The sequence below is a fragment of the Actinosynnema sp. NPDC023658 genome (assembly GCF_040639995.1).
Taxonomy (GTDB): Bacteria; Actinomycetota; Actinomycetes; order Mycobacteriales; family Pseudonocardiaceae; genus Actinosynnema.
In genome coordinates, this window is sequence record NZ_JBFAAX010000015.1 from 17,243 (window position 1) to 40,716 (window position 23,474).

Annotated in this window: 22 protein-coding genes; 7 read left to right on the forward strand and 15 right to left on the reverse strand. The window is 72.9% G+C overall.

The window, feature by feature from the left end; translation table 11 throughout:
* Positions 1-40 precede the first annotated feature (40 nt).
* On the forward strand, positions 41-643 hold the full coding sequence (locus tag AB0G02_RS03760; RefSeq protein WP_360788841.1) for a TetR family transcriptional regulator: 603 nt from the start codon (positions 41-43) through the stop codon (positions 641-643).
* A 192-nt stretch (positions 644-835) separates the two neighbouring features.
* The gene (locus tag AB0G02_RS03765) at positions 836-2,347 is read left to right on the forward strand and encodes an FAD-dependent monooxygenase (RefSeq protein WP_360788843.1); all 1,512 of its coding nucleotides are present in this window, start codon (positions 836-838) and stop codon (positions 2,345-2,347) included.
* A gap of 77 nt (positions 2,348-2,424) precedes the next feature.
* Here AB0G02_RS03765 and AB0G02_RS03770 read toward each other — a convergent pair whose 3' ends face one another.
* Both AB0G02_RS03770 and AB0G02_RS03775 read right to left on the reverse strand, forming a co-directional pair.
* Positions 2,425-2,910 carry an SRPBCC family protein gene (locus tag AB0G02_RS03770; RefSeq protein WP_360788846.1) on the reverse strand — a complete coding sequence of 162 codons (486 nt, stop codon included), beginning with the start codon at positions 2,908-2,910 and terminating at the stop codon, positions 2,425-2,427.
* Complete coding sequence (locus tag AB0G02_RS03775) at positions 2,907-3,269, reverse strand: metalloregulator ArsR/SmtB family transcription factor (RefSeq protein WP_360788897.1); 363 nt, start codon at positions 3,267-3,269, stop codon at positions 2,907-2,909. Before AB0G02_RS03775 ends, AB0G02_RS03770 begins: the two co-directional genes overlap by 4 nt.
* Positions 3,270-3,636: 367 nt before the next feature.
* Between AB0G02_RS03775 and AB0G02_RS03780 the strand changes: the two genes are divergently transcribed.
* Together AB0G02_RS03780 and AB0G02_RS03785 are read left to right on the forward strand one after the other, a co-directional pair.
* Positions 3,637-7,335: a multifunctional oxoglutarate decarboxylase/oxoglutarate dehydrogenase thiamine pyrophosphate-binding subunit/dihydrolipoyllysine-residue succinyltransferase subunit gene (locus AB0G02_RS03780; RefSeq protein WP_360788849.1), complete on the forward strand. Its 3,699-nt coding sequence runs from the start codon at positions 3,637-3,639 to the stop codon at positions 7,333-7,335.
* 73 nt (positions 7,336-7,408) lie between these two features.
* Positions 7,409-7,588: a DUF6104 family protein gene (locus tag AB0G02_RS03785; RefSeq protein WP_360788852.1), complete on the forward strand. Its 180-nt coding sequence runs from the start codon at positions 7,409-7,411 to the stop codon at positions 7,586-7,588.
* Here the strand turns inward: AB0G02_RS03785 and AB0G02_RS03790 are convergent.
* Together AB0G02_RS03790 and AB0G02_RS03795 are read right to left on the reverse strand one after the other, a co-directional pair.
* A complete protein-coding gene (locus tag AB0G02_RS03790) occupies positions 7,552-8,232 on the reverse strand; it encodes a class I SAM-dependent methyltransferase (protein ID WP_360788855.1) in 681 nt (226 codons plus the stop codon). The genes AB0G02_RS03785 and AB0G02_RS03790 overlap by 37 nt on opposite strands.
* 11 nt (positions 8,233-8,243) lie before the next feature.
* A complete protein-coding gene (locus tag AB0G02_RS03795; RefSeq protein ID WP_360788858.1) occupies positions 8,244-9,236 on the reverse strand; it encodes an aldo/keto reductase in 993 nt (330 codons plus the stop codon).
* A 213-nt stretch (positions 9,237-9,449) separates the two neighbouring features.
* Here AB0G02_RS03795 and AB0G02_RS03800 point away from each other — a divergent pair, with 213 nt between their 5' ends.
* Positions 9,450-10,826 carry an O-antigen ligase family protein gene (locus AB0G02_RS03800; RefSeq protein WP_360788861.1) on the forward strand — a complete coding sequence of 459 codons (1,377 nt, stop codon included), beginning with the start codon at positions 9,450-9,452 and terminating at the stop codon, positions 10,824-10,826.
* On the forward strand, positions 10,823-11,269 hold the full coding sequence (locus tag AB0G02_RS03805; RefSeq protein ID WP_360788864.1) for a hypothetical protein: 447 nt from the start codon (positions 10,823-10,825) through the stop codon (positions 11,267-11,269). The genes AB0G02_RS03800 and AB0G02_RS03805 overlap by 4 nt, the downstream gene beginning before the upstream one ends.
* 193 nt (positions 11,270-11,462) lie before the next feature.
* Here the strand turns inward: AB0G02_RS03805 and AB0G02_RS03810 are convergent, their stop codons facing one another.
* Genes AB0G02_RS03810 through AB0G02_RS03825 form a run of 4 tightly spaced genes read right to left on the reverse strand, consistent with a single transcriptional unit; the run spans position 11,463 to position 14,738 of the window.
* Positions 11,463-12,113 carry a response regulator transcription factor gene (locus AB0G02_RS03810; RefSeq protein WP_360788867.1) on the reverse strand — a complete coding sequence of 217 codons (651 nt, stop codon included), beginning with the start codon at positions 12,111-12,113 and terminating at the stop codon, positions 11,463-11,465.
* Positions 12,110-13,177, reverse strand: coding sequence for a histidine kinase (locus AB0G02_RS03815; RefSeq protein WP_360788870.1), 1,068 nt, complete (start codon positions 13,175-13,177; stop codon positions 12,110-12,112). Before AB0G02_RS03815 ends, AB0G02_RS03810 begins: the two co-directional genes overlap by 4 nt.
* Before the next feature lie 11 nt (positions 13,178-13,188).
* On the reverse strand, positions 13,189-13,758 hold the full coding sequence (locus AB0G02_RS03820) for a hypothetical protein (protein ID WP_360788873.1): 570 nt from the start codon (positions 13,756-13,758) through the stop codon (positions 13,189-13,191).
* A gap of 35 nt (positions 13,759-13,793) precedes the next feature.
* The gene (locus AB0G02_RS03825) at positions 13,794-14,738 is read right to left on the reverse strand and encodes a LysR family transcriptional regulator (RefSeq protein ID WP_360788876.1); all 945 of its coding nucleotides are present in this window, start codon (positions 14,736-14,738) and stop codon (positions 13,794-13,796) included.
* A 20-nt stretch (positions 14,739-14,758) separates the two neighbouring features.
* On the opposite strand from AB0G02_RS03825, the gene AB0G02_RS03830 reads away from it, so the two are divergent.
* Positions 14,759-15,688 (forward strand): dihydrodipicolinate synthase family protein, encoded by a 930-nt coding sequence (locus AB0G02_RS03830; protein WP_360788879.1) that lies wholly within the window; start codon positions 14,759-14,761, stop codon positions 15,686-15,688.
* Between the two features lie 80 nt (positions 15,689-15,768).
* Here AB0G02_RS03830 and hutI read toward each other — a convergent pair whose 3' ends face one another.
* The 7 genes from hutI to hutH form a co-directional block, all read right to left on the reverse strand.
* Positions 15,769-16,932 carry an imidazolonepropionase gene (gene hutI / locus AB0G02_RS03835; protein ID WP_360788881.1) on the reverse strand — a complete coding sequence of 388 codons (1,164 nt, stop codon included), beginning with the start codon at positions 16,930-16,932 and terminating at the stop codon, positions 15,769-15,771.
* A complete protein-coding gene (locus AB0G02_RS03840) occupies positions 16,929-17,114 on the reverse strand; it encodes a DUF397 domain-containing protein (protein ID WP_360788883.1) in 186 nt (61 codons plus the stop codon). Before AB0G02_RS03840 ends, hutI begins: the two co-directional genes overlap by 4 nt.
* Positions 17,115-17,126: 12 nt before the next feature.
* Positions 17,127-17,921, reverse strand: a complete 795-nt coding sequence (locus tag AB0G02_RS03845; RefSeq protein WP_360788885.1) for a helix-turn-helix transcriptional regulator — start codon at positions 17,919-17,921, stop codon at positions 17,127-17,129.
* 88 nt (positions 17,922-18,009) lie between these two features.
* Positions 18,010-19,278, reverse strand: a complete 1,269-nt coding sequence (locus AB0G02_RS03850; protein WP_360788888.1) for a formimidoylglutamate deiminase — start codon at positions 19,276-19,278, stop codon at positions 18,010-18,012.
* On the reverse strand, positions 19,275-20,453 hold the full coding sequence (locus AB0G02_RS03855) for an allantoate amidohydrolase (RefSeq protein ID WP_360788891.1): 1,179 nt from the start codon (positions 20,451-20,453) through the stop codon (positions 19,275-19,277). Before AB0G02_RS03855 ends, AB0G02_RS03850 begins: the two co-directional genes overlap by 4 nt.
* On the reverse strand, positions 20,446-22,089 hold the full coding sequence (gene hutU, locus AB0G02_RS03860; protein ID WP_360788894.1) for a urocanate hydratase: 1,644 nt from the start codon (positions 22,087-22,089) through the stop codon (positions 20,446-20,448). The genes AB0G02_RS03855 and hutU overlap by 8 nt, the downstream gene beginning before the upstream one ends.
* On the reverse strand, positions 22,089-23,405 hold the full coding sequence (gene hutH / locus AB0G02_RS03865; RefSeq protein ID WP_360788900.1) for a histidine ammonia-lyase: 1,317 nt from the start codon (positions 23,403-23,405) through the stop codon (positions 22,089-22,091). Before hutH ends, hutU begins: the two co-directional genes overlap by 1 nt.
* Between the last annotated feature and the right edge of the window lie 69 nt (positions 23,406-23,474).

Consider the following 23,474-nt stretch of genomic DNA (forward strand, 5'->3'; position numbering starts at 1 on the left):
AAAGTTTGCCGAGCCGGAAAGTTTTGGCTACGGTAGTGGCATGGCGACGGGCGAGGGCGGGCTGCGCGAGCGCAAGAAGCGGGAGACCCGGTTCGCGCTGAGCCAGGCCGCCATCGCGCTCTGCCTGGAGCGCGGGTGGGACGCGGTCTCGGTGGAGGACATCGCGGCCGCGGCGAACGTCTCCGAGCGCACCTTCCGCAACTACTTCGCGGGCAAGGCGGAGGCGATCGTCGCCACGCACGTGGAACGCGGTCGGCGCACCGCCGAGGCGCTGCGGGAGCGCCCGGCCGACGAACCGCTCTGGGACGCGCTGGTCGAGGCCGTCCTCGCGCAGTTCGACGTGCCGGCCGACCACGCCGTCCCGGCCAACTACGCCGAGGGCTTGCAGGATGTGCTCGCCCAGCCGGCGGTCCAGTACGAGGTGTTCCGCGCCCACTCCGCGGCGCAGGACGAGCTGACCGCCGCCGTCGCAGACCGCACCGGGACCGCCACCGGCGACCTGTACCCGCAGGTGGTGGCCGCGGTGATCAGCACCGGGCTCGGCACGGCGATGGCCCGGTGGGCGCGCAACCCGACGGGGTCGCTGCCCCGGCTGATCCGCGACGTCTTCGACCAGATCCGCGACCTGCCCGACCCGCGCTGACCACGCCAACACCCGCCGACACACCTGCACCCACACGCACACCCGGCGCTCGCGCACGCCCTCCCCCGGGCCGGCACCAGCCGTGACCGGTACCCGGGACCGCGCCGTCCCCACACCCCGCATCCCGGACACGCCGGTCCCACCGGCTGTTCGGCCATGCCCCGAACACCCGAGAGCAGAGGAGTCACGACCATGGACGTCGTCATCGTCGGCGGTGGACCGAACGGCCTGGTGCTCGCGTGCGAGCTCGCCCTGGGCGGCGTACGGCCGGTCGTCCTGGAACGCCTCACCGAGCCCAGCGCGGAGCCCAGGTCGAACGGCCTCGTCGGCCAGGTGGTCCGCGTGGTCGACCGCCGCGGCCTGTTCGAGCGGCTCGGCGGCCGACCCGGCCCGCCGACCCCCAACAACGCCTACTTCATGTTCGCCGCGATGCCGCTGAACCTGAGCCTGCTGGCCGACAGCCCCGTGTACGCCCTGCCGGTGCCGGAGGTGCAGACCGTCCGGGTGCTGGAGGAGCGCGCCCGCGAACTCGGCGTCGACGTGCGCCGAGGTCACTCGTTCACCGGGTTCACCCAGGACGACGACGGCGTCACGGTCACCGCCGAGGGCCCCGAGGGTCCCTACGAGCTGCGCACCCGCTACCTGGTCGGCGCGGACAGCGCGCACAGCCCGGTCCGCAAGGCGGCGGGCATCGGCTTCCCCGGCGTCACCTACGACCGGTCCACCCACCGCGCCGCGCACGTGACCGTGCCCGCCGAGTGGATCGACCCGGTGAGCGGCGCGCTGGACGTGCCCGGTCACGGCCGGATCCTGCCGTTCCTGCCCATCCGCACCGACCACGGCGGCTTCACCTACGCGCCGCTGCCGGACCGCCCGGCGCTCATCGCCACGGCCGAGTGGGACGAGCCCGCCACCGACGAACCCATGACGCTCGACGAGATGCGCGCCAGCGTGCGCCGGGTGCTGGGCGTCGACGTCCCCCTCGACCCGCCGCACGGCGCCGGCCCGCACGTGCTGCGCAGGCTGAACGGCGGCAACACGCGGGTCGCGGAGCGGTACCGGGACGGCCGGGTCTTCCTGGTCGGTGACGCCGCGCACGTGTTCGCCGCCGGCGGCACGGGGCTCAACCTGGGCATGCAGGACGCGGTCAACCTGGGGTGGAAGCTGGCGGCGGCAGTCCGCGGCGGCCAGGACGTCCTGGACACCTACGAGGCCGAGCGCCGTCCGGCGGCCGAGCGGGCCGTCACCTACGCCCAGGCCCAGGCCGCGCTGCTGTCCCCCGGCGAGGACGTCACCGGGCTGCGCGCGCTGTTCGGCGAGCTGCTCACCCAGCCGGACGTCGTGCGAGTCCTGGCCGACCTGATCTCCGGCACCGACGTCCGCTACCCGGTCGGGGACGGCGCACACCCGCTGGTGGGCCGGTTCGCGCCCGACCTCGACCTGCGCACGGCGGACGGGGAGGTCCGCCTGGCCGAGCTGGTCCGCCGCGCCCGGCCGCTGCTGGTCGACCTCACCGCGGACGGTCACCTGGACGTGGAGGGCGTCGAGGTCGTCCGCGCGAAGGCGGACACCGCGGTCACGGCGCTCCTGCTCCGCCCGGACTCCTACGTCGCCTGGGCGTCGGACGACGAGCACCCGGACCGGGACGGGCTGCGCGAGGCCGCCGCGCGGTGGTTCGGCCGCGGCGACCGACCGGACGCCTGACCGGGGGGCCGGCCGGGCCGACCGGCGCAGGGGTCCGCCCCGCAGCCACCGGGGGACTGCGGGGCGTGGGACCGGGGTCAGTCCCGGGCGAGGATCTCGTCGAGCTGCTCGTAGCCCTCGACGACACCGGTCGACATGCCGCTCGCCAGCGCCATGTCACGACCCTCGGTCGTCTCGAACACGCTCACCACGTGCAGCCTCGTCCGGCCGCCGCCCAGGTCCTCCAGCGTCAGCGTCTCCAGCGCCACCCCGTCCGGGTAACCCTCGAACGTGAACGTCTGCACGATCCGCTCGTTCGGCCGCACCTCGTGGAACGAGCCGTAGAACCGGTACTCCTCGTCGCCGCGGGTGTGCGCGTACCGGTACGCGCCGCCGGTCGTCGCCTCCCACCGGTCCACCCGCATGGTCACCGAGCGCGGGCCCAGCCACTTCACCACCAGCTCGGGGTCGACGTGCGCGCGGAACACGGCCTCCACCGGCGCGTCGAACTCGCGGGTGATGTGGATCGCCGGGACGGCCGGGTCCGCGCTGATGGCGGTCTCGGGGTGCGTGGTCGTGGTCATGATGCTTCTCCTTCGGCTCGGGTCTGCTCGGTCTCTTCGGTCGCCAGTTCGGCCAGCACGACGTCCAGGCGCTGGTAGCGCCGCTCGGCCTCCTGCCGGTAGCGCTCGATCCACTTCGTCATCAGGTCGAACACCTCCGCTTCCAGGTGGACGGGTCGCCGCTGCGCCTGCCTGCCGCGGCTGACGAGCCCGGCGTCCTCCAGCACCTTGAGGTGCTTCGAGACGGCCTGCACGGTCACGGAGTACGGCTCGGCCAACTCGTTCACCGTCGCGTCGCCCACCGCCAGTCGCGCCACCATGTCGCGCCTGATCGGGTCGGCCAGGGCCGAGAAGACCCGCGACAACCGGTCGTCCACCACCGTCTCCTTACTCAACCGCTCGGTTGAACACAACGCTAGAAGCCCGGTCGACGGTTGTCAACCGGTAGGTTGAACATGCTGCTCAGGACACTGGAACCAGCCGTCTTTCAGCCCGCTGAACGCCTCACAGCCCGCCACCGGCCGCCGTGCGCACAACTACTCCGAGTTGAAGCACCACAGGGCGTGTGACGGGCTTAACCTCAAGTGAGGCTCAAGACCGATAACGCCGAGCGATGACCTGACCGATTCTGTGAGGGAACACTCCGCACCGGCCCCCTCCTGTGTGTGAACTGCACCAGACGGGGGACTAGCCTGACCATGAGTGAGTCATTACCAAGAGCGAGATGGATAGAGGCGAGCGCCAGCCGTGTCCAGCAGCACTCCTGCTTCTCAGTTCGGCCCGAATGAGTGGCTGGTCGAGGAGATGTACGAGCAGTTCCTCGCCGACCCGTCGTCGGTAGACCCTGCCTGGCACGACTTCTTCGCCGACTACAAGTCGACGCAGCGGTCGGGCAACGGGGCGGCGACGGCCGCGGAGAACGGCACCTCGACCACCACGAAGCCCGCTCCGGCCCAGTCCGCTCCCGCCGCCGCACCGGCCCCCGCGCCGAAGCAGCAGCCGCAGCAGCAGCCGAAGAGCGCGGCGAGCCCGGCGCCGACCCAGAAGCCGACGACCAAGCCCGCACCCGCCCAGGCCGCCAAGGCCGCGCCGGTGCAGCCGGCCCGGGGCGAGGAGCAGAAGCAGCTGCGCGGAGCCGCCGCCGCCATCGCGAAGAACATGGAGCTCTCGCTCACCGTTCCGACCGCGACGAGCGTGCGCGCCGTGCCCGCGAAGCTGCTGGCCGACAACCGCATCGTGATCAACAACCACCTCAAGCGCACCCGCGGTGGGAAGGTCTCCTTCACCCACCTGATCGGGTACGCGGTGGTGCGGGCGCTCAAGTCGTTCCCGAACCTGAACCGGCACTTCGCCGAAGTCGACGGCAAGCCGTTCGTGGTCACGCCCGAGCACGTGAACTTCGGCCTGGCGATCGACCTGCCCGGCAAGGACGGCTCCCGCTCGCTGGTCGTGGCGTCGATCAAGGGCTGCGAGAACATGACGTTCACGCAGTTCTGGCAGGCCTACGAGGACCTGATCCGCAAGGCGCGGTCGGGCTCGCTGACCACCGAGGACTTCTCCGGCACCACGATCTCGCTGACCAACCCCGGCACGATCGGCACCAACCACTCGGTGCCGCGCCTCACCGCCGGCCAGGGCGCGATCATCGGCGTCGGCGCGATGGAGTACCCGGCGCACTTCCAGGGCACCAGCGAGCAGGCCCTGACCGACATGGGCGTCAGCAAGATCATCACGCTCACGTCGACCTACGACCACCGCATCATCCAGGGCGCGGAGTCGGGCGAGTTCCTCAAGCGCATCCACCAGCTGCTGCTGGGCGAGGACGGCTTCTACGACGACGTGTTCACGTCGTTGCGGCTGCCGTACGAGCCGATCCGCTGGGTCGCGGACATCCCCGAGGGCGCGGTCGACAAGACCGCCCGCGTCATCGAGCTGATCGACGCGTTCCGCACCCGCGGTCACCTGATGGCCGACACGGACCCGCTGAACTACCGCCAGCGCAGCCACCGCGACCTCGACGTCCTGTCGCACGGCCTGACCCTGTGGGACCTCGACCGGGAGTTCCCGGTCGGCGGGTTCGCGGGCCAGGAGCGGATGAAGCTGCGCGACATCCTGGGCGTGCTGCGCAACTCGTACTGCCGCACCGTCGGCGTCGAGTACATGCACATCCTCGACCCGGAGGAGCGCCTCTGGATCCAGGAGCGCGTCGAGGTGCCGCACGAGAAGCCGCCGGCCACCGTGCAGAAGTACATCCTGTCGAAGCTCAACGCCGCCGAGGCGTTCGAGACCTTCCTTCAGACCAAGTACGTCGGCCAGAAGCGGTTCTCGCTGGAGGGCGGCGAGACCGTCATCCCGCTGCTCGACGCGGTGCTGGACAAGGCCGCCGAGCACGAGCTGGACGAGGTCGTCATCGGCATGCCGCACCGCGGCCGGCTGAACGTGCTGGCCAACATCGTCGGCAAGCCGATCTCGCAGATCTTCCGCGAGTTCGAGGGCAACCTCGACCCGGGCCAGGCGCACGGTTCCGGCGACGTGAAGTACCACCTGGGCGCCGAGGGCAAGTACTTCCGGATGTTCGGCGACGGCGAGACCAAGGTGTCGCTGACCGCGAACCCGTCGCACCTGGAGGCCGTGGACCCGGTGCTGGAGGGCATCGTCCGGGCCAAGCAGGACATCCTCGACAAGGGCGGCGAGGGCTTCTCCGTGCTGCCCGTCGCGATGCACGGCGACGCCGCGTTCGCGGGTCAGGGCGTGGTCGCGGAGACGCTGAACCTGGCGCTGGTGCGCGGTTACCGCACCGGCGGCACGGTGCACGTGGTGGTCAACAACCAGGTCGGCTTCACCACCGCGCCCGAGCACTCGCGCTCGTCGAAGTACTCGACCGACGTGGCGAAGATGATCGGTGCGCCGGTGTTCCACGTCAACGGCGACGACCCGGAGGCGTGCTACTGGGTCGCGAAGCTGGCGGTGGACTACCGGCAGGCGTTCAACAAGGACGTCGTGATCGACATGGTCTGCTACCGCCGCCGCGGCCACAACGAGGGCGACGACCCCTCGATGACGCAGCCGGCGATGTACGACGTGATCGACACCAAGCGCTCGGTGCGCAAGACCTACACCGAGTCCCTGATCGGCCGCGGCGACATCTCCGTCGAAGAGGCCGAGAAGGCGCTGCAGGACTTCTCCTCGCAGCTGGAGCACGTGTTCAACGAGGTCCGGGAGCTGGAGAAGCACCCGATCAAGACCTCGCCGTCGATCGAGGAGGAGCAGCAGGTCCCGACCAAGCTGCCCACCGGCGTCGACCGGTCGGTCATCGAGAAGATCGCCGACGCGCACGTGAACCTGCCCGAGGGCTTCACCCCGCACCCACGGGTCAAGCCGGTGCTGGAGCGGCGGGCCAAGATGGCCCGCGAGGGCGGCATCGACTGGGCGTTCGCGGAGCTGCTGGCGTTCGGGTCGCTGGTGCTGGAGGGCCGCACGGTCCGCCTGGCGGGCCAGGACTCGCGGCGCGGCACGTTCGTGCAGCGGCACGCCACGCTGGTGGACCGCAAGCGGTCCGAGGAGTACACCCCGCTGCAGAACCTGGCCGAGGGCCAGGGGAAGTTCATGGTGTACGACTCGGTGCTGTCGGAGTTCGCGGCGCTGGGCTTCGAGTACGGCTACTCCGTGGCCAACCCGGACGCGCTGGTGCTGTGGGAGGCGCAGTTCGGCGACTTCGTCAACGGCGCGCAGCCGATCATCGACGAGTTCATCTCGTCCGGTGAGGCGAAGTGGGGCCAGGTGTCCGACGTCGTGCTGCTGCTGCCGCACGGCCACGAGGGCCAGGGCCCGGACCACACGTCCGGCCGCATCGAGCGGTTCCTCCAGCTGTGCGCGGAGGGCTCGATGACGATCGCGGTGCCGTCCACGCCGGCGAACTACTTCCACCTGCTGCGCCGGCACGCGCTGGACGGCGTGAACCGGCCGCTGGTGGTGTTCACCCCCAAGTCGATGCTGCGCCTGAAGACCGCGGTCAGCCCGGTCGAGGCGTTCGTGGAGGACAAGTTCCAGTCGGTGATCGACGACCCGACCGGCGTCGACCCGAGCGCGGTGCGCAAGGTCCTGCTGTGCAGCGGCAAGATCTACTACGAGCTGCTGGCCGAGCAGGAGAAGCGGGGCGTCAAGGACGTCGCCGTGGTGCGCGTCGAGCAGCTGTACCCGGTGCCCGCGCGCAAGCTGACGGCGGCGCTGGAGCGCTACCCGAACGCCACCGAGGTCCGCTGGGTCCAGGAGGAGCCGGCGAACCAGGGTGCGTGGCCGTTCTTCGGCCTGGCGCTGCCCGAGCTGCTGCCGGAGCGGTTCGCCGTGAAGCGCGTCTCGCGCCGTCCGATGGCCGCCCCGTCCGCGGGGTCGTCGAAGGTGCACGAGGTCGAGCAGCGCGAGCTGATCGCGAAGGCGTTCGAGTAACACCTGGTCGTTCGCGCCGAGCCGTCGAGACCCCCGGGTTTCGACGGCTCGGCCGTTCTCGTTGGAGGAGATCGTGTACTTCACCGACCGCGGCATCGAGGAACTGGAGTCCCGCCGGGGCGAGGAGGAGGTGACGTTCGCGTGGCTGGCCGACAAGCTCCGGGCGTTCGTCGACGCCAACCCGGACTTCGAGACTGCCGTCGAACGCCTGGCCACCTACCTGGCGCGTGACGACGAGGACTTCGAGGACTGAGCCGGTCGGGCCGAGAACCAGGTCCGGTCGGGGGTGAGCCAGGCGTCGCGCACGAGGCCGGCGGCGTGCAGCGCGGCGTCCAAGTCGGGTTCGGCCAAGCGGCGGGCCGTGAACGGGTGGGACCAGGTGCGGTCGTCGATGCGGTAGTCGACGGTGGCGCTGAGCAGGTCGCCGTCGCGGCGGACGTCCCGCAACGAGGTGCGCACCGGGCCGATGGTGCCGCCCTGCCCGTCGGCCGCGGTCTCGAACCAGGACGGCGTGTGCCACTGCACGACCAAGCGGCCGTCGTCGCGCAGGTGGCGGGCCGCCGAGGCGAGCAGCGCGTGCCGCTCGCCGTCGGACGGCGTGTTGACCAGGTGGGCGGTGAGCAGGACGCCGCCGAACCTCCGCCCCAACCGCAGGTCCTCGATCCGCGCCCGGACCGCCTCGACGCCGTCCAGGTGGGCCAGCATCTCCGCCGACTCGTCCACCCCGACCACGGGGTGCCCGAGCCGCACGAGCCGCCGTGCGACGCGCCCGGTGCCGCACCCGAGGTCGAGCACGTCCGCACCGGGCGGCAGCGCGCCGTGCACGGTCTCGGCCTCCCCCAGGGGCGGCAGGAGCGCGTAGACCTCGACGGGGCTGCCGTCCGGTGCGGTGGTCACGTCGGCGTCCCCTACCAGGCGTAGGCCTCCGGCGCGGGCTTGGCGCCGTTCGGGCCCGGGGCCGGGAAGAGGTCGTCGAGCTTGGCCAGGACCTCGGCGTCCAGCGCGATCCCGGTGGAGCGCAGGGAGCCGTCGAGCTGCTCCAGGGTGCGCGGGCCGATGATCGGTGACGTCACGCCCTCCTGGTGCAGCAGCCAGGCCACGCCCACGTGCGCCGGGTCCTCACCGAGGGCCGCGGCCAGCTTCTCGTAGGCCTCGATCGCGTCGCGGTGCTTCTCCAGGGCTTCGAGGCCGCGACCGGTGGTGCCGCGGGAGCCCCCGCCCTCCCTCTGCTTGCGCAGCACGCCGCCCAGCAGGCCACCGCCCAGCGGCGACCAGGGGATCACGCCGAGGCCGTAGTGCCGCGCCGCGGGCAGGACTTCCAGCTCCACGAACCGGTTCACCAGGTTGTAGATCGACTGCTCGCTGACCAACCCGAGGAAGTGGCGTTCCCGCGCCGCCTCCTGCGCCTGCGCGATGTGCCAGCCGGCGAAGTTGGACGACCCGAAGTAGATCACCTTCCCCTGCTGGCGCAGCACGGAGAAGGCCTCCCAGATCTCGTCCCACGGGGTGTCGCGGTCGACGTGGTGCATCTGGAGCAGGTCGATGTAGTCGGTCTGCAACCGCTGCAACGACGCGTCCGCGGCCCGCCGGATGTGCAGCGCGGACAGCCGCTTCTCGTTCGGCCAGTCCCCCATGTCGCCGTACAGCTTGGTGGCGAGCACGGTCTTCTCGCGCCGCCCGCCGCCCTGCGCGAACCACCTGCCGATGATCTTCTCGGTGACGCCCTCGCCCTTCTGCCACCCGTAGACGTCGGCGGTGTCGAAGAAGTTGATGCCGTGCTCGTGGGCCCGGTCCATGATCGTGTGGCTGTCGGCCTCGGACGTCTCGGGTCCGAAGTTCATCGTGCCGAGGCACAGGCGGGACACGGACAGGCCGGAACGGCCGAGCTGGGTGTACTCCATGCACCAAGCCTGCCTCAACTCGGCGCGCTCCGCCGCCGGGCGGCCTGTGGTCGCGGGGTGACCGGCCGATCGACCCGGTGGATGGCCACCGGGCCACCGGGCGACGGGTGGGCGAACGGCGCAACCCGGGCGAAACCGCCTCCGCCCCACCGGATCCCGTGGTTACGATCCGCCCGCCCGCCTCGGTGGGCATGGAGGCTTGGGGAGGCCTGCATGGGGGGAATCGAGCTGGACCGCGTCGTGCCACGGGACGGGGTCTCCTTGCCGCACGACCTGCTGCTCGTCCTGGCCGCGGTCACCGCCGCCGTCGTCGCGCAGGGCGGCTACTACCTGCCCGGACGGCTGCTCACCACCGCGCTGGTGGCGTTCGCGCTGGTCCTGGCGCTGCGGAGGCCGACGGGAAGCGGGACGCCGCTGTCGGTGGCGTGCGCCGCGCTCGCCGCGTGGGCCGTCCTCCGGGCGCTGCTGGGCGGCGCGGTCACCGACGCCCTGCCCACGGTCGCGGCTGTCGGCTGCCTCGCCGCGACGGCGCTGGTGGCGCAGCGCGCCGACGCGAGGCAACGGGCGCTGTGCGCGTCGGTGCTGGTCGGCATCGGCGTGCTGGTCGCGGTGACCGGCTGGGCCGCCGTCGTGTGGCGGACACCGTCGTGGTCGGTGGTGGCCGACGGCCTGGTCCGCGCCGCCTCCACCCTCACCTACCCCAACGCCGCCGCCGCGCTGCTCGCCGCGCTGGCCGTGCTCGCCCTCGCGCTGAACGCCGCCAACCCGCGTTCGTTACCGCTGGCCGGCGCCGGTTACGCGCTGGTGGTCGGTGTGGGCGCGACGCTGAGCCGCGCGGGTCTGCTGGCGCTGGTGGCGGGCCTGGTCGCGCTGGCGATCGGCAACGGCGTCCGCCCCTCGCTGCGGCACGCCGGTCCGGTCGGGCTCGGCGCGCTGATCGCCCTCGGCGCGCTCACGCCGTCGATCCCGGTGGCCGAGCAGGCCAGGACGGGGCTCGCGGTGAGCGGGCTGGTCGTCGGCCTGGCCGTCACCCTCGGCCTGAGCCGGGTGCGGCCGGTGGTGCGGCTGACCGCCGTGGTCGTCGGGTTCGCCGCCGCCGGTGTCGGCGCGTTCCTGGCGAACGACCTGGGCTCGTTGCTGGGGGATCGGCTCTCGACCAGCTCACCGGACCGCGCCGGAGCGACGGCGGCGGCACTGGACCGCGTCGCCGCGCACCCGTGGGTGGGCGTCGGACCGGGCAACGGGTGGTTCGACTTCAGCAGGCCGACCGGCGGATCCCGCGTCATGCGGTACGTCCACGACGAGTACCTGCAGGTCCTGGTCGAGCTCGGCGCGATCGGCCTCGGCCTGGTGCTGCTGGTCCTGGCCGCCGCCGCCGTCGCGGTGCGGCGCGGGCGCGGCGGGTCGACGTGGGCCGGAGCCGTCGCCGCGCTGGTCGTGCTGCTGGTGCACAGCGGGTTCGACTTCCTGTGGCACCTGCCCGTGATCGTGGTGACCGCCGGGCTGCTCATCGCCCTGGCCTCGCCACTTCCCGCCGCGCCCGCACCCGCGGCCGCGGCCGATGTCCCTACCGCTGAGGAGCCGTCATGAAGCTTCCGTCCATCCACGACCTCCACCCGGCCAAGGCAGCCGCGGTGCTCGCGGTGGTCGCCGGCGCGATCTTCGCGTCCGTGCTGCCCTCCAGTGCCGACGTGAGCGCCGAGTCGCCGTCCCAGGCGGGTGTCCGCATCCAGTCACCCGCTGAACGACTGGCCCGCGGCGCGGCGGTCAGAGTCGAGTTGACCGTGGTCTGCCCGGCCGGTTGGGAGACCTACGCCAACGTCCTGCTCACCCAGCGCGTCGGGCCCGCCATCGCGAACGGCAACGGGTACGTCCGGTTCACCTGCACCGGTGGCCTCCAGACGGTCTTCGTCACCGCGGCCGCGAACGAGCACCCGTTCCGGGCGGGCGTCGCCTGGGCCTCGGCCACCACGGGTTCCGGGACGTCGGGGCCGGTCGTGGACGAGCGCGAGATCGAGATCGTCAAGTCCTGATGTGAGGGGAGGGCGGGGCCCACCGCACCAGGCGGGCCCCGCCCACCGCACCCCGCTCCGCGCTCACCGCGCCCCGCACTCGCGCCCCGCACTCGCGCACTGCACTCGCGCCCCGCACTCGCGCACTGCACTCGCGCACTGCACCCGCGCACCGCACTCGCTCACCGCGCCCCGCGCTCACCGCGGCCCGCGCTCACCGCGCCCCGGGCAGCACCAGCCCGTACTCGTAGGCCGCGATCACGGCCTGCACCCGGTCGCGCAGGCCCAGCTTGCTCAGCACGTTGCTGACGTGCGTCTTCACCGTGTGCTCGGTGACCACCATGGCCCGCGCGATCTCGGCGTTGGACAGGCCGCGCGCGATCAACGCCAGCGTCTCCTGCTCCCGCGCGGTCAACGCGGGCACCCGCACCTCGGGGCGGTCGGTCACCGGGCCGGCGGTGAACCGGGCGATCAGCTTCCGCGTCACCGAGGGCGCGAGCAGCGACTCACCGGCGGCGACCACGCGGACCGCGTGCGCCAGGTCGTCCCGCCGCACGTCCTTGAGCAGGAACCCGCTGGCACCGGCCCGCAACGCGTCGAACACGTACTCGTCCACGTCGAACGTGGTCAGCATCAGCACCTTGGTCTCGGCGCTGACCTCGCGGGCCGCCTCGATGCCGTTCACGCCGGGCATCCGGACGTCCAGCAGCACGACGTCCGGCCGCAGCTCGCGCACCGCGGCGACGGCCGCCGCACCGTCACCGACCTCCGCGACCACCTCGATGTCCGGCTGGGCGTCGAGGATCATGGCGAACCCGGCGCGCACCAACTCCTGGTCGTCCGCGACCACCACCCGGATGCTCATGCCGGCAGCTCCACCAGCACCTGGAACCCGGCCCGGTCGGGACGCGGGCCGGCGCTCGCCGTGCCACCGCACGCGGCGGCGCGCTCGTGGACGCCGATGAGGCCGTGGCCATCCCGACCGGGTGAACCACCGCGACCGTCGTCGGTGATGCTGATCATGAGCGAGTCGTCCCGCCAGTCGAGTCGGACGTCGGCACGGGTGGCTCCCGCGTGCTTCACGACGTTGGTCAGCGCTTCCTGGGTGATGCGGTAGGCGGCGACGGCCACGTCCGGCCGCAGCGCGAGCGGGTCGCCGGTGGTGGTGAACCCGACGTCCACGCCGGCGTTGCGCACCTGGTCCGCCAACGCGGGCAGGTCCCCGATCGTCGGCTGCGGCGCGTGCGGCCCGTCGTCGCTCTTGAGCACGGCGAGGATGCCCCGCAGCTGCGCCATCGCGTCACGCCCGGCCGCCGCGATGGCGTCGAACGCGGCCTCGGCGCGGACCGGGTCGGTCCGCAGCACCACCGGTCCGGCCTCCGCCTGGACGACCATGACGCTCACCGCGTGGGACAGGATGTCGTGCATGTCCCGGGCGATGCGGGCGCGTTCGCGCTCGGCGGCGCGTTCGGCCTCGACCCGCCGTTCGTGCTCCAGCCGGGCGGCGCGCTCCTCGGACGCGGCGCTCGCCCGGCCCAGCCCGTAGGCGGCGGCGAACAGCACGACCGTCCGCAACGCCGTCTCCGAGCCGACCAGCAGCACCGTGCCGCCGACCGCCAGCACCAGCGCCGCGACCCTGGCCCGGAGGTCCGAGTGCGCGGCGACGGCGTGCATCGCCACGATCGCGCCGTACCAGACGGGCTGGGCGGGCGTGTCGCCGCCGAAGTCGTACAGGCCGGTCGCGACGAGGCTCGCGACCAGCGCGGTCAGCGGGGCCTCGCGACGCCACAGCAGGGGTGCCGCCGAGGCGAGCACGACCGCGTACCCCCACCAGTCGTACGCGTGGTCGCGGACCAGGAACGGCCACAGCTGCGCCACCGCGACCAGCGCGGGGAGGCCGTACCGGAGCACCCGGCCGCGGATCAGCACGTGAGGCATCCTCACACGAGGGCGTGCGCGCGGGTCGGGCGGGCGAGCGGCCAGAACGAGATCAGCAGCAGCACCGCGCCGACCGGGATGAGGTCCTTGTCCACGAACGGCATCGCGAGGTCGGCCAGCACCAGCAGCGGCGTCCACGCCTTCACGTGCCGACCCAGCGCGAGCTGCACGACCAGCACCAGCTGCCCCAGGTAGAACAGGTACGGGCCCAGGTCGTAGAAGAGCAGCGCGACCCCCGGCGTCGTGCGGATCTCCCTGGACATCGCCGCCATCCCGGCGTGGTCGTCGTTCAGGAAGCCGGTCACCAGGTCGACCGAGAACTGCCCCAGCAGCGCCAGCGCGCCCAGCGTGGCGACCACGGCGGTGATCCGGGCGCGCGGGCCGATCAACCCGCGCATCCGCTGGAAGATGCGGATGAACAGCACCAACGCCGCCACGAACGCCAGGTGCCCGATCGTCCAGGCCGGGCCGGGGCCGCGCTCCCCGTCGAACCCGTCGACGACGCGGGCGACCCCGTAGGTCAGCACGAGCAGCGGTGCGGCGACGAACTCGGGGCGCTTGAGTTTTCCCATGGGGTGAATCCTGCGGATCACGCCGCCGGAACTGATCAGTCGCGCGAGCGGTCTTGGGCCTCACTCCTGAGAGTGAGGTACGCGGTCGTCGAGGCCTCCAGCGCGGCGACGCACGCGACGATCGCGGGGTGACCGGCGGCTCCCCGGCGGTGGACGACGCGGGTGCGGCGGTGGACGTCGAGCGGCACCAGCCGGACGCCGGCGGGCGGGTGCGTGGCGCCCAGCTCCGGGACGAGCGCGACGCCGAGCCCGGCGGCGACCAGGGCGAGCACGGCGGTGAAGTCGTCGGCGTGGTGCCGCACCCCGGCGGTGAACCCGGCCGCCTGGCACACCCTCGTCGCCACGGTGTTGCACAGCGTGCCCGGACTGCCGACGATCCAGCTCGCGTCCCGCGTCGCGGCGACCGCCTCACGCCCGGCCGTGCGACTTCCCGCCGCCGCCGACCCCTCGGCGGGCACGGCCAGGTACACGGTCTCGTCCAGCAGCGGCACCGACTCCACGCCGGGGTCCGGCTCGACCGGCGCGATGTCGTAGTCGTGCCACAGCGCCACGTCGAGCCGACCGTCGCGCAACCCGTCCGGCACGTCCACCGGGTCCAGTTCGGTGACCATCAGGTCGAGCGCCGGGTGGTCGCGGCCCAGCGCGACCAGCGCGCCGGGCAGCAGGGTCGGCACGGCGCTGGGGAACGCGCCGATGCGGACGGTGCCGGACAGCCCGGTGCGCGCGGCGGCCAGCGTGGCGTTCGCGGCTTCGAGAGCGGCCAGGACGGTCTCCGCGTGCTCGACGAGCGCGGTGCCGGCCGGGGTGAGGCGGACGCTGCGACCGGTGTGCTCCAGCAGCGGCACACCGGCCTCGCGTTGCAGCGCGGCGAGCTGCTGGGACACGGCCGACGGCGTGTAGGCGCGGGCTTGGGCGACGGCGGCGATCGTGCCCAGGTGGGCCAGGTCGCGCAGCAGCCTCAGGCGGCGGACGTCGAGCATCAGGTCAGCTTACGGTTCTGTTGAGGAACGCGAACTGGTCCTTCACGGTCGTGGCGGGCATCGTGCGGGCCATGACGCTCACCGGCTTGTTCGTCCCGCTGATCACGCCGTTCGACCGGTCCGGGGCCGTGGCGCCCGACGCCCTGGAAGGCCTCGCCCACCAGGCGTTGGACGACGGCGCACGCGGCCTGGTCGCGCTGGGCACCACGGGCGAACCGTCCTCGCTCACGCCCGCCGAGCAGCAGGCGGTGGTGGACGTGGTCCGCCGCGTCTGCCGCGAGCGCCACGCGCCGCTGGTGGTCGGCGCGAACACCGCGCAGGCGCTGGGGGCGTTGGCCGGCCTGCCCGAGGTGGTGGCCGCGCTGACGACCGTGCCCTCGTTCGTGCGGCCGGGCGAGGAGGGCGCGCTGGCCCACCTGGCCCGCCTCGCCGCCGACAGCCCGGTGCCGCTGGTCGTGTACGACATCCCGTACCGCACGGGGCAGTACCTGTCGGCGGACGCCCTGCGCCGCCTCGGTGACGTGCCCGGTGTGGTGGGCTTGAAGTACTCGGCGGGCGGGATCAACGCCGACACGGTCGCCCTGTTCGCGGAGCAGCCGCCCGGCCTGGCGATCCTCGGTGGCGACGACGCGTTCATCTCGCCGTTGCTGGCACTCGGGGCGCACGGCGGCATCCTGGCGTCGGCGCACCTGGCCACGGCGGAGTTCGTGCGGCTGATCGACGCGTGGCACGGCGGTGACGTGGTGACGGGCCGAACTCTCGGCGGCCGACTGGCCACCCTGTCCGCCGCGCTGTTCGCGGAACCGAACCCGACCGTGGTGAAGGCCGTGCTGCACGCGAAGGGCCGCATCCCGACCCCGGACGTCCGACTCCCCCTCCTGCCCGCCCACTCCGACAGCACGACGGCGGCCCTCCGCGCGTGGGACTCGGTGACCCGACCCGCGCCTTAGTCCGCGGCGACGGGTTCCGGCAGTGCGCCGCCCGTCACGGAACCGGGTTATCCGCACGAGGCGTCGGGGCCGCGAGGTCTCTAGGACCGGTCGCGCGGGCCGACCACCTGACGTCCCGCCCGCCACACGGCGTGGGTCAGCGGGACGCCCGGCCGGTACGCCAGGTGCGTGGTCGATGGGGCGTCGAGGACGTGGAGGTCGGCGCGGGCGCCCGGTGCGAGGTGGCCGACGTCCGTGCGGCGGAGGGCCTTCGCGCCGTTGAGGGTGGCGGCGGTGACGGCTTCCTCGATCGTCATGCGCAGCTGCAGCACCGCCGTCGTGATGCAGTACGCCATCGAGGTCGTGTAGGAGCTGCCCGGGTTGCAGTTGCTGGCCAGGGCGACCGTCGCGCCCGCGTCGAGGAGCCGCCGGGCGGCCGGCAGCGACTGGCGCGTGGACAGGTCGCATGCCGGGAGCAGGGTGGCGACGGTGGACGAGTCCGCCAACGCGTCGACGTCGGCGGCCGAAAGGTACGTGCAGTGGTCGACGCTGGCCGCGCCCGCCTCCACCGCCAGCCGGACCCCCGGGCCCTCACCGAGCTGGTTGCCGTGCACGCGCAGGCCCAGGCCCCTGGCCCTGGCGGCGTCGAGGACGGCCCGCGACTGGTCCTCGTCGAACGCGCCCCGTTCGCAGAACACGTCCGCCCACCGCACGTGCGGCGCCACCGCGTCCAGCATCTCACCGACCACCAGGGCCACGTACTCGTCCGCGTCGACACCCGGTGGGACGAGGTGTGCGCCCAGGAAGGTGACCTCGTCGGCCTGTTCGGCGGCGATCCGGGCGGACCGCACCTCGTCCGCGACGGTCAGCCCGTAGCCGGTCTTGGTCTCGATGGTGGTCGTGCCCTGCGCGACGGCCTCCGCGACGTGCCGGCGCAGGTTCGCCGCCAGCTCGTCGTCCGACGCCTGCCGCGTCGCCCCGACGGTGACCGCGATCCCACCCGCCGCGTACGCCTGGCCGGCCATGCGGGCCTCGAACTCGGCGGTGCGGTCACCCGCGAAGACCAGGTGCGTGTGGCTGTCCACCCAACCGGGCAGCACGGCCCGGCCGCCCACGTCGACCCGCGCGTCGGCGGCGGGCGCGGCGGACGCGGAGCCGACCCACTCCACCCGATCGGTGAAGATCAGCGCGGCGTCGGTGAGGCGGCCGAGTCCGGGGTCGTTGGTGGTCAACTCCCCGATACCGGTGACGAGCGTGCTGCTCATGCCCGCAGGAACCGCTGCCAAGCGGACGCCGGGAACACCAACGAGCCCGCGTCACGCTTCTTCGAGTCGCGCACCCCCACCGCCGGAGCCGAGAAGGCCACCTCGACGCAGTTGTCGTTGTTGCCGTCACCGCTGTAACTGCTCTTCCGCCACACCGGACCGTTCTGGTCTACAGTGGACACGAAGACCGCCTCTCACTCGGCAAGGACCCGTTCGACCAGGGCGATCGAGTCCTCCGGACCCAGTGCCCGTTCAAGCAGGTGGTTGAACAGCAGTTTAGCCCGGCCGACCTGCTCGTGATCCTCGATGTGGAGCGCGCCGGTCGCATACGACACGTAGAGCAACGACGGGTCTTCGCGGTCGGGGAAGTCGAGCAAGGTGAACGCTCCGCGCTGCCCTGCGTGCCCGCCGAGGTCCACCGGCAGGACGCGGAACTCGACGGTGTCCAACTCGGCGACCATCGCCAGGTGGTCCAGCTGTTCGCGCATGACCTCTCCGCCACCGATCCGCTGTCGCAAGGCGCTCTCGTCGACCAGGGCCACCAGTCGGAGGGGATCCTGCTCCGAAGTCAGCCGTCGTTGGCGGATCATGCGCACCTCGACCTGGGTGGCCAACTCGGCCTTGGTGCGCTTCAAGGAACCGGTCGCCAGGACCGCCCGCGCGTACGACTCGGTCTGGAGGAGACCGGGGATCCGGACCAGCGCCAACTCCGAGACCACCGACGCGGCGGTCTCGACATCGACGTATCCCATGTCCCTCAGGCCGAAGTCGGTCCACCAACCCGGTCGGAGCGCCTCTCGGACCTGGTCCAGCAGGGTGGGGTCGTAGTGGTCGTAGACGTCCATCATCGAGCGGGCGAGGTGCACGTCGAGCTTGGTCTCGCCCGCTTCCAGCCGGTAGAGGCTGTTCCGGTGCTTGTCCAGCGCGATGGCGGCGTCTTCGACGCTCAGGCCCGCGTCCTCCCGCATCCGGCGGATGCGGCGGGCCAACTTCCGACGGCGAAAGGGTGGGCGTGGTGGGGGCATGCGGCCCATGATGGTGAGCGTGAGTGGCGGGAGTGGGAATTCCGCCACCCGATCAGGTGAGAACGTCGGTCAGGAGCCTGGCCACGTCGCCCAGTTGCTCGTGGACGCCGTCGCGGGCCACGACCTTCCCGCCGACCACGACGGTCGTGACGTCGGCGGCCGTGGCGGCCAGGACGACCTGGTCCGGCTCGGCGCCGGCGGTCCGGACGGAGTTCACCCGGACGGACACCAGGTCGGCCGGTGCGCCGACCTCGATCCGGCCCGCCTCCGGCCAGCCGATCGACGCGTGGTTCGTCAGCGCCGCAACGAGTTCCGCCGGTGCGAACCGGCCGCGCTGCCCGGTCCGCAACCGCTCGTTGTGCTCCAGGGCGCGAGCCTCCACCAACGGGTCGATCACGGCGTGCTGGTCGCTCCCCAGCGACAACGGCGACCCGGCGTCCGCCAGCTCGCGCGCCGGACCGATGCCGTCCGCCAGGTCCGCCTCCGTCGTCGGGCAGAAGCACACCCCGGTGCCGGTCGACCCGAGCAGGCCGATGTCCTTCGTGGACAGGTGCGTCCCGTGCACGGCGGTCGTGCGCGGCGTCAGCGCCCCGACCGACGCCAGCAGCTCGGTCGGCGTCAGGCCGTACGACTCCAGGCACGCCTCGTTCTCGGCCGGTTGCTCCGACAGGTGGACGTGCAGCGGCCGATCGGGGAACGCGCCCGCTACCAGCGACAATGTTTCACGTGGCACCGCGCGCACCGAGTGGATCGCCGCACCGATCCGGGTGTTGTCGTCACCGCGCAGCTCAGCGACCCTGTCCAGCCACCGGTCGCCGGTGCCGTCGGAGAACCGCTCCTGCACCCCGCGCACGGGTTGACCGATGCCGCCGGCCAGGTAGCAAGCGTCCAACAGGGTGATGCGGATCCCGGCGTCGCACGCGGCCTGCCGCAGGGCCTCCGCCATCTCGTTGCCGCCGTTGTGCAGGTAGTGGAACTCCCCCACGGCGGTCACCCCGGCCACGGCCATCTCCGCGTACACGGCCGTGGCGAGCTGGAGGTACGAGTCGGGCGTGAGCCGGTCCGCGACCGCGTACATCCGGTCGCGCCACGTCCAGAACGTGCCGCCACCGGAGTGCGTGCGCCCGCGCAACGCCCGGTGGAACGCGTGCGAGTGCGCGTTGGCGAACCCGGGGAACACCAGGCCGTGCAACCGCTCGACGCCCAGCGGGATCGTGTCCACAGTGGACACGGAGGAGATCCTGCCCCGCTCCGCGCGCACCAGCACCCGCGACGCGATCCCGTCCGGCAGCCACGCCCGCTCGCACCAGAAGCTCTTCATCGCGCCAGGTGCTCCAAGGTCGTCGCCAGCGCCACCACGCCCGCCGCGCAGTCGTCCGCCTCGGCGAACTCCTCCGGCGCGTGGCTGATCCCGGTCGGGTTGCGCACGAACAGCATGGCGGTCGGCACGTGCGCGGCCAGGATCCCGGCGTCGTGACCGGCCCCGGTGGGCAGCGCGGGCGTGTCCGGCCCGAGCGCGTCCCGGATGCGGGACATGAGGTCGGGGTCGAAGACCACGGTGCCGCCCCAGCTCTCCTCGGCCACCCGGACCTCGCAGCCCTCGTCGGCAGCCGCCGCGCGGGCCGCCGCGGTGATCTGCGAGACCACCTCGCGCGTGCGCGGCTCGTCGTCGGCCCGCGCGGCCAGCCACACGTCCACGGACGAGGCGATGACGTTCGTGCCGCCGGGGTTGGGCACGATCCGCCCGACCGTGGCCCGAGCGCCGGAGGTCGCGGCACGGCGGGCGGCCAGCACCAGCGCGGCGGCCGGGAGCATCGGGTCGCGCCGGTCCTCGACGAGGGTCGCGCCGGCGTGGTTGCCCTCGCCGGTGAACGTGTACCGCCACCGGCCGTGGGCCAGGATCGACGCGGCCAACCCGACCGGCACGTCCAGGCCCCGCCCCTGCTCGACGTGCAGCTCGACGAACGCGCCGATGGACGACAGCGCGCGGTCGTCGCGGCCCATCCGCAACGGGTCGAACCCGGCCGCGTGGGCCGCCTCGCCGAACGTCGTGCCGTCCGCGTCGACCAGCCGGCACGCGGCTTCCGCGCTGATCGCGCCGGTCATCAGCCGCGACCCGAGGCAGGCGACGCCGAAGCGCCCGCCCTCCTCCTCCACGAACACGACGATCGCCAGCGGCTTGGTCGGCGTGAACCCCTTCGCGCGCAGCAGGTCCACCGCCCGCAACGCCGACACCACGCCCAGCGGCCCGTCGAACGCGCCGCCGCCGGGCACCGAGTCGAGGTGGCTGCCGGTGACCACGGCGTCCGGCCCCGGTTTGCCCCACCACGCCCAGAGGTTGCCGTTGCGGTCGGGCCGCACGTCCAGGTCCCGCCGCCGCGCCTCCTCCACGAACCAGGCGCGCAGCTCGCGCTCGACGTCGTCGAAGCCGTGCCGCGAGTACCCGCCGCGCCTGGTGTCGCGGCCGACGTCGGAGATGTCCGCGAGGTCAGTCACGGGCGCTCATCGGGATCGGCACCTGCTTGGCGGCGGCCACGTCGATCGCCCGCTGGTACCCGGCGTCCACGTGCCGGATGACGCCCATGGCGGGGTCGTTGGTGAGCACCCGCTCGATCTTCTGCGCCGCCAGCGGGGTGCCGTCCGCGACGGTCACCTGACCGGCGTGGATCGACCGGCCGATGCCGACGCCGCCGCCGTGGTGCAGCGACACCCAGGTCGCGCCGGACGCGGTGTTGACCAGGGCGTTGAGCAGCGGCCAGTCCGCGATGGCGTCCGAGCCGTCGGCCATCGCCTCGGTCTCCCGGTACGGGGAGGCGACCGAGCCGCAGTCGAGGTGGTCGCGGCCGATGACGATCGGCGCGGACAGCTCGCCCGACGCCACCATCTCGTTGAACTTCAGGCCCGCGAGGTGGCGCTCGCCGTAGCCGAGCCAGCAGATGCGGGCGGGCAGGCCCTGGAACTCGACCCGCTCGCCGGCCATCCTGATCCAGCGCGCCAGCCGCTCGTCCTCCGGGAACAGCTCCAGGATCGCCCGGTCGGTCTTGGCGATGTCGGCCGGGTCGCCGGACAGCGCGGCCCAGCGGAACGGCCCCTTGCCCTCGCAGAACAGCGGCCGGATGTAGGCGGGGACGAAGCCGGGGAAGTCGAACGCCCGCTCGCAGCCGCCCGCCGCGGCCTCGCCGCGGATCGAGTTGCCGTAGTCGAACACCTCCGCGCCGCGGTCCAGGAAGCCCACCATCGCCTCGACGTGGTCGGCCATCGACTCGCGGGCCCGGTCGGTGAACTCGTCGGGCTTGGCGGCGGCGTAGTCGGGCCAGTCCTCGACCGGGACGCCCTTCGGGCAGTACGCCAGCGGGTCGTGCGCGGAGGTCTGGTCGGTGACGATGTCCACCGGCACGTCCCGGCGCAGCAGCTCGGGCAGCACCTCGGCGGCGTTGCCGACCAGGCCGACGGACAGGGCGCGACCCTCGGACTTCGCGGCCAGCACGCGGGCGATGGCGTCGTCGATGTCGTCGGCCACCTCGTCCAGGTAGCGGGTCTCCACGCGACGCCGCGCGCGCTGGGGGTCGACCTCGACGCACAGCGCGACGCCCTCGTTCATGGTCACCGCAAGCGGTTGCGCGCCGCCCATCCCGCCGAGACCGGCCGTGACGGTGAGCGTGCCGCGCAGGGTGCCGTTGAAGCGCTTGTCGGCCACGGCGGCGAACGTCTCGTAGGTGCCCTGGAGGATGCCCTGGGTGCCGATGTAGATCCACGACCCGGCCGTCATCTGGCCGTACATGGTCAGGCCCTCGGCCTCCAGCCGGCGGAACTCGGGCCAGTTCGCCCAGTCCGGCACGAGGTTGGAGTTGGCGATGAGCACGCGCGGGGCCCACTCGTGCGTCCGCATGACGCCGACCGGGCGGCCGGACTGCACGAGCAGCGTCTCGTCGTCCTCCAGCTCGGCCAGCTCGCGGCTGATGGCGTGGAAGCTCGGCCAGTCGCGGGCGGCCTTGCCGGTGCCGCCGTAGACGACCAGGTCCTCGGGCCGTTCGGCCACGTCCGGGTCGAGGTTGTTGTGGAACATCCGCAGGGCGGCCTCGGTCTGCCAGCTGCGGGCGGTCAGTTCGGTACCTCGGGCGGCACGCACCATCAGAGCGCTCCCTTCCGGATCAGGTCTTCGGCGGCGGCGATCTCGGGCGCGAGGTGGCGGTCCGGGCCGGGGCCCGGGACGTGCTCGCGCAGCTTCGCCACGGCCGCCGCGGTGGCGGGGGCCGGTTTGAGCGGTGTGCGCAGGTCCAGCGCCCGCGCGGCGGTCAGGAACTCGATCGCGAGCACCCGGCGCAGGCCGTCGACGGACTGGCGCAGCTTGCGCGCGGCCGACCAGCCCATCGAGACGTGGTCCTCCTGCATCGCGCTGCTCGGGATCGAGTCGACCGAGGCGGGCACGGCCAGGCGCTTGAGCTCGCTGACGATCGCGGCCTGCGTGTACTGGGCGATCATGTGACCGGAGTCGACGCCCGGGTCGTGCGCCAGGAACGGCGGCAGGCCGTGCGAGCGGTTCACGTCGAGCATCCGGTCGGTGCGGCGCTCCGCGATGCTCGCCACGTCGGCGGTCGGGATGGCGAGGAAGTCCAGCACGTAGGCGATCGGGGCGCCGTGGAAGTTGCCGTTGGACTCGACCCGCCCGTCGGCCAGCACCACCGGGTTGTCGATCGACGACGCCAGCTCCCGGTCCGCGACGGTCTCGGCGTAGGCGACGGTGTCCCGGGCCGCGCCGTGGACCTGCGGCGAGCAGCGCAGGGAGTACGCGTCCTGGACGCGGGTGCAGTCCGGGCCGCGGTGGCTGTCCATGATCTCGGAGTCGCGCAGGAGCTCCGCCATGCGCCGCGCGGACCGGCCCTGACCGGGGTGCGGGCGCAGCGCCTGGAGGTCGGCGGCGAACACCCGGTCGGTGCCCAGGAGGGCTTCCACGCTCATCGCGGCGGTGAGGTCGGCCACGTCGAGCAGGTAGGCCAGGTCCCGCACGGCCAGCACGAGCATGCCGAGCATGCCGTCGGTGCCGTTGATCAGCGCCAGGCCCTCCTTCTCGGCCAGGCGCACGGGCCGGATGCCCGCCTCCGCGAGGGCGGTGGAGGCCGGGACGAGGACGCCGTCAGCGTTGCGCACGTCGCCCTCGCCGGTGAGGGCCAGGGCGGCGGCGGACAGCGGCGCGAGGTCGCCGGAGCAGCCGAGGGAGCCGAACTCGTGCACGACCGGCGTGATGCCGGCGTTGAGCATCGCGGCCATCGCCTCGGCGGTCTCCAGCCGGACGCCGGTGTGGCCGCTCGCGAGGGTCTTGAGGCGGAGCAGGACCAGGGCGCGGACGACCTCGCGCTCCACCTCGGGCCCCGCGCCCGCCGCGTGCGAGCGGACCAGGGACTGCTGGAGCGCGGCGCGGGGGGGGGGCGGGGGTTGGCGGGCCCCCAGGCCCCCCGACCGGCGGGGAGGGGCCGAAGGGGGGGGGGAGGGGGGGGGGCGGGCGCGGGAAGTGGAGCC